At 67.7% G+C, this 4,115-nt stretch carries 7 protein-coding genes; all 7 read right to left on the reverse strand.

All coding sequences use genetic code 11. From position 1 onward, the window contains the following. A partial coding sequence (gene tnpC, locus RMO12_RS10360; protein ID WP_309639229.1) for an IS66 family transposase occupies positions 1-1,537 on the reverse strand: 1,537 nt, incomplete at its 3' end. 104 nt (positions 1,538-1,641) lie between these two features. After that, complete coding sequence (gene tnpB, locus RMO12_RS10365) at positions 1,642-1,983, reverse strand: IS66 family insertion sequence element accessory protein TnpB (protein WP_309639230.1); 342 nt, start codon at positions 1,981-1,983, stop codon at positions 1,642-1,644. Then, entirely contained in the window at positions 1,980-2,342 is a 363-nt protein-coding gene (locus RMO12_RS10370; protein ID WP_309639231.1) for a transposase, read from the reverse strand. The genes tnpB and RMO12_RS10370 overlap by 4 nt, the downstream gene beginning before the upstream one ends. A gap of 105 nt (positions 2,343-2,447) precedes the next feature. Next, positions 2,448-2,642, reverse strand: coding sequence for a hypothetical protein (locus RMO12_RS10375; RefSeq protein WP_309639232.1), 195 nt, complete (start codon positions 2,640-2,642; stop codon positions 2,448-2,450). A 39-nt stretch (positions 2,643-2,681) separates the two neighbouring features. Continuing rightward, positions 2,682-2,852 carry a hypothetical protein gene (locus tag RMO12_RS10380; protein ID WP_309639233.1) on the reverse strand — a complete coding sequence of 57 codons (171 nt, stop codon included), beginning with the start codon at positions 2,850-2,852 and terminating at the stop codon, positions 2,682-2,684. Between the two features lie 93 nt (positions 2,853-2,945). After that, positions 2,946-3,569 (reverse strand): SCO family protein, encoded by a 624-nt coding sequence (locus RMO12_RS10385; RefSeq protein WP_309639234.1) that lies wholly within the window; start codon positions 3,567-3,569, stop codon positions 2,946-2,948. Between the two features lie 4 nt (positions 3,570-3,573). After that, a partial coding sequence (locus RMO12_RS10390) for an HAD-IC family P-type ATPase (RefSeq protein WP_309639235.1) occupies positions 3,574-4,115 on the reverse strand: 542 nt, incomplete at its 5' end.

Here is a 4,115-nt window from a genome sequence, read left to right on the forward strand (position 1 = left end):
GGTTGCCACTGCAGGAGATGCTCGTTTTTATGCGAAGTCCACAACCGCGCCGACTCGTCCCATGCCGCGCCTTCAGCGCCGGTCCGCTCAGCCAGTTCGGGCGACTTCGCATAAAAGCAAAGTTCGCCTTATTTCGCCCCATCGCCCAGGGCCGCATCAGGTTCTCGATGTGGTTGTTGTCGATCGGCACCATGCCATCGTGCAGGTTCGCCGTCAGCGCTGCCCAGGCGTTCAAGCTGTAGTCGATCGCGCCCGCAATCGCGCTACCCTCGGGCACACGCGTTCGCTCAAGCCGCAACCAGACGTGCAACTCCTCCCACAGCGGTTTCGCTCGGGCCTGCCGCATGGCAAGCCGTTCTTCTTCGGCCAAGTCCCGCGCCTCGCGCTCGATGCGGTAGAGCCAGGCGATGCGCTGCACCGCCTGCGTGGCCACGGGGCTTTGGTTGACCTTGATCAGCTCGTCGAACTTGCGCCTGGCGTGGGCCAGGCAGCCGGCCGCTTTTCTGCCATCGAGCTTGAGCACGCTCTCATAGCCCTTGAACTCGTCGCGCACCAGCGTGCCCGACCAGCCTTGCAAGAAGGCCATCGGGTACTTCGCGCCGCGCCCGACGCAGAAGTCATAGACCACGCCCGGCAATGCATCGAAGCCGCTGCGTGCGTAAGCCCAGACGTAGGCCTTCTTCGTCTTGCCCGCGCCGGGGTCGAGCATGTTCACCGGCGTCTCGTCGGCGTGCAGCACTTGCGCGCCGAGCACGAACTCGCGGTGCGCGTCGAACAGCGGCTGCAGCGCGGCACCTCCTCGACCCGACCACGCTGCCAGCGTCGAGCGCGGCGTGTGCACGCCTGAGCGGGCGTTGATCTGCTCTTGCCGGTAGTACGGCAGGTGGTCGATGAAGCGGCTGACCAGGGTGTGCGCCACCAGGCCGGCGGCGGGCATGCCGCTGTCGATGATCTGCGGCGCCACCGGTTCTTGCACCAGCAGCTCGCAGCAGCGGCAGGCCCACTTGCCACGGATGTGGCGGTGCACGAAGAACTGCGCCGGCACGATGTCCAGCCGTTCGCTCACGTCTTGGCCCACGCGCACCATCGGCTGGCCGCAGTCCGGGCTTGGGCAGGTGGTGTCCTCGGGCTCGTGATGATGTTCGACGCGCACCAGGTGTTCGGGCAGCGCCTGGCGCTTGGGCCGGCGCCGTGCTTCAACTGGCACCGCATCAAGCGGTGCGCCGGCCTGGGCCTGCAGGGCTTCGAGCTGTGCCTCCAGGCTGGCCTCGTCGGCGGCCAGCGTCTCCTCGAACAACTGGCGCTGCTCGGCGTTCATGCGTTCGGTCTTGGCCGCGAACTTCCACGCCTTCAGGCGTGCCAGCTCGAACGTGATGCGCTCGAGCTTGGCGTCCTTGAACTTGATGGCTCGGTCGCGTTCGGCGATCTGCTTGCTTTGCTCGCCGATGCGCTGGAGCATTTGTGCGGCCACTTCGGCCAGAGAACTCGGGCTCAGACCGCGCAGGTCCTGGGCTTTGAGTTCGTGCACATTGAGCATGCCCGTATTGTGCAAAGCCAGCATTGGCGCGGCTATCCGGGCATGTTCGGATTGCCGCGACGGTGCCGATTGGCGCTCAATCGCAGCGTGTGATCACGCCTGCATCACATGCGTGTGATGACCCTCATTTGCTCCAGGCGTTGCCAGGGCAGTCCGAGCACCAGGGCATCGAATTGCGGCTGCGTCAAGGTCATCGGCGCGGCTTCGGCAGGCACCTGTCGCGGCCACACGAAGCGCCCGTCGTTCAAGCGCCGTGCCGCGCACCACACGCCGAAGCCGTCGTGCACGAGCAGCTTGATGCGCGTGGCGCGTGCGTTGGCGAACAGGTAGCCGTGATGGGCCTGGGCAGATCCAAACACTTGCACCACGCGGGCGAGCAAACGCTCGGCACCAGCGCGCATGTCCAGCGGCTCGACGGCCAGCCACAGTTGATCGATGCGGATCATCGCAGCCAACCACGCAGCCACGCCGCGCACTGATCGGCCGCCGCCAGGGGCCAGCTCACGGCAACGGTCGTGGCACCCCGGCGCAGTTCGATGCGGATGTCGGCCGGCGCTGCCGGGACGGCCTCACGACTTGGCAAAGCCAACGCGATGAATTCACTCGCGACGTGGCCTGCGCTGGATGATGCCGGCGCCCGGGCAGTCGGCGCCACCCCACAGCGCCACTTGTGCACGAGGTTGGCGTTGAGGTCGTAGGCGCGTGCAATGGCCGCCACCGAGGCGCCAGGTTCGTCGCATGCAGCCAGCACCCGGGCCTTGAGTTCAGCGGCATGGCGCCGCCGCGGCGCACTCTTGATTTGCATGGTGTCCACCTCAGACATAGGTGGACACCATGCTGGCCGGTATCCACCGGCTGTTCAAGGTGGGATGGCTGGCCGCTTACCGTAGACGCGGTTCTTGACCAGCGTTCACACGGCCACCACGGCGCGGCGAAATTCGGCATAGCCGCCTTCGAGCAGATGAACTTTGAAGCCGATCTGGTCCAGCACCAGGGCCAGCGATCCGCTGCGCTTGCCGCCGCGCCAGTAGTAGACCCGCGGCTTCCAGTCCTTGGGCGTCTCGATCAGCACTCGCTCGAAGTGGTCGGCGATGTTGCGTGCCACCAGGGCCGCGCCGCGCTTCTTGGCGGTGAAGGGCGACAGCTATTTGTACTCGGTCCCCACCAGCGACGGCTCGTCGTCGGTCAGGCTGGGCCAGTTGACGGCACCGGGCAGCCGGTCGAGTGCGAACTCGCTCTGGGTGCGGGCGTCGATGAAGGCGTCGAACTCGTGCAGCCGTGCCAGCGCCTCGGTGGCGGCGACGGTCACGAGCATGAAAGATCGCGCATGGAGTGTGGGAACCTGGCGAACCCGGAGACCCGGGGCTACGCACGAGGAAACCTGCGTGCGCCGACAGACCCGGGCTGCTCAGAGGCTGCCGCGGCGCATGCGCATGTATGAAGCGGTCAGCCGCAGGACGTCCAGGGGTGGCAGGTATTCGGCCCGAATCGTCGCGTCGGGGCCGATCAGCAGGAGGGAACCGTGGTTGTGCTGGGTCGCTCCATCGGTGCCGGTGCCGGTGCCGGTGCCGGTGCCGGTGCTCGCCGCGGCGGTGCCGGCCCGCATGTCGTCCGCCAGGCGCCGCAATGCCTCGGGCGTGCCCGTGGTGCCGATGAAGCGGGTGTCGTAGGCCGACAGATACTGGCGCAGCCGCGCCGACGTGTCGCGCTTCGGGTCGAGCGAGATGAACACGACCTGCGTGGTCTTCATCGCGTCGGCGCGCTCGATGCGCTGACACAACGCAGCCAGCGCCGCCAGTGCCGCATCGCACCGCGTTGCGCAGTCGCTGGTATCGCCGAACAGCACGAAGGTCCAGCGTCCGCGCAGGTGCGCCTCGGTGAAGGCACGGCCGTATTGATCGGTCAACGTGAACGGGGCGACCGCCCAGCCGTCCAGATCGTGATTAACCGCCTGCTGTGTGCCGTGACGAGCAAGCGTCGGCAGCGCGAACCCGATCACGCACATCGATACAGCGAGCCGGCGTCGCATCATGAACTCAAGGTGGCAATGCCGCGTGTGCTGCGGCTGCGGCGCGCCTCGGACCTTCCTCGATCCGGCCGGTGTCGTCGGCGCGGCGCTGGGCGCGCCATGATCGCGCCACCACCAACAGGCTGGATCCCGCCATCAGCGCGGCGGCCAGCGCAGGCCGCAGCAGCCCGCCAGCTGCCAGCGCCAGCGCCACTGCGTTGTAGCCGAACGCCCACAGCAGGTTGGCGCGCACCGAGCGGCGCACCCGATCCGCCTCGCGCAGCAGCCATGTCAGGCTGGCCAGACCGCCGCGCGGCAGCACGACGTCGGCGCTTTCGCGAGCCAGGTCGGTGGCGCCGCCGACCGCAATGCCAACTGCCGCTGACGCCAGCACCGGGCCGTCGTTCAGCCCGTCGCCGACCATTGCGACGGGCCCGTGCGTGGCGCTCCACTCGCTGAGCAACTTGACCTTGTCTTCCGGCAGCAGGCGAGCCTGCCAGCGCATGATGCCGAGCCGAACCGCGAGGCGCTCGACCGCGCCACTGCCGTCACCGCTGAGCAGCAGCGTGT

The sequence above is a fragment of the Methylibium sp. genome (assembly GCF_031393925.1).
GTDB lineage: Bacteria > Pseudomonadota > Gammaproteobacteria > Burkholderiales > Burkholderiaceae_C > Methylibium.

Bases quoted from the DNA above. Each gene is read 5' to 3' on its own strand.
- tnpB (WP_309639230.1), bottom strand. From the start codon at position 1,983: ATGATCCGCATCGATCAACTGTGGCTGGCCGTCGAGCCGCTGGACATG.
- RMO12_RS10370 (WP_309639231.1), bottom strand. From the start codon at position 2,342: ATGCAAATCAAGAGTGCGCCGCGGCGGCGCCATGCCGCTGAACTCAAG.
- RMO12_RS10380 (WP_309639233.1), bottom strand. From the start codon at position 2,852: ATGCTCGTGACCGTCGCCGCCACCGAGGCGCTGGCACGGCTGCACGAG.
- RMO12_RS10385 (WP_309639234.1), bottom strand. From the start codon at position 3,569: ATGATGCGACGCCGGCTCGCTGTATCGATGTGCGTGATCGGGTTCGCG.